General features: G+C 65.9%; 2 protein-coding genes. One reads left to right on the forward strand and one right to left on the reverse strand.

Annotated features, from left to right (window positions below):
- Positions 1–536 (reverse strand): glutathione S-transferase family protein (locus AC1DYX_RS31375; protein ID WP_477266151.1); only part of this gene is annotated, 536 nt, incomplete at its 3' end.
- A 104-nt stretch (positions 537–640) separates the two neighbouring features.
- Here AC1DYX_RS31375 and AC1DYX_RS31380 point away from each other — a divergent pair.
- Positions 641–1122, forward strand: a 482-nt coding sequence (locus AC1DYX_RS31380; protein ID WP_477266153.1) for a TetR/AcrR family transcriptional regulator, incomplete at its 3' end; no start/stop codon positions are given.

Below are 1122 nucleotides of genomic sequence, written 5' to 3' on the forward strand. Positions count from 1 at the left end.
ACATAGCCCATGCCGTCGAGCAGGCGCACGACGGTCGTCATGAGGATGTCGGCTACGCTGAATGCGCCGGCCAGGAAGTCGCGGCCTTCCAGCCACGCATCCACCTGTCCCAGGCGCTTGAGCGCGATCTCTTCCAGCACCGGGCGCTGCGCCGCGGCCCACGGTTCGTTCATCGAGAACGCGACGAGGTTGGCGAGATTGCCCAGGTAGGGCTCGACCGAATTGAGCGCGGCAAACGTCCACATCGTGACGTGCGCGCGTGCGGCCGGATCGCGCGGCAGCAGGGCAGGGAAGCGTTCGCCCAGGTGCAGCAGGATCGCGCCGGTTTCGAACAGCGTCAGGTCGCCGTCCTGCAGCACGGGCACCTGGCCGAACGGCTGCTCGTGCCGGTAGCCTTGTGTGGCGGCGTCGGCGAAATCGATCAGGCGCAGGTCATAGGGTTGGCCGGCTTCCTCGAGGGCCCAGCGGACGCGCAGGTCGCGCACATGGCCGACGGCAAACGAAGGCACGGAACGGAAGGTGGTCAGGGTGTACATGGATGGGTCTCCTCGTGGTCGATGGAAACAGCTTACGCGGCTACAAAATATGTTCAAGAACATAATGTGGATGCGCGCATAATGCGGTCCGAAAGGAGAAAACGATGCCCTACAGCAGCGAACACAAGGCCCAGACCCGCGAACGCATCGTGCATGCGGCGCGCAGGCTGTTCAACCGCCACGGCTTCGAGCAGGTGTCGATCGACCGCGTGATGTCCGAGGCCGGCCTGACGCGCGGTGGTTTCTATCACCATTTCGACAGCAAGGACGATTTGTACGCGGCGGCCGTCGCCAGCTTCAGCACGTGCAATCCGTTCCGTCCCGACTTCAAGGACAGGCCGCCGCCCGCGCCGCGCCAGCTGGCGCGCATGCTGGTGGACATCTACCTGAGCGACGAGGTCTTCGACAACATCGAGGCGCATTGCCCGCTGTATGCGCTGCCGGGCGACGTGGCACGCGCGGGCCTCTCGCCGCAGAAGGCGTACACGCAGCTGATCCGCAATCTCGTGCAGGTGTACGCGGGCGCGCTCGCGCGCGAGCCCGACGGCGAGCACAGGGCGCAGGCGATCGTCGCGCTGTGCGTGGG

This window comes from Massilia sp. P2_C2, assembly GCF_056404615.1.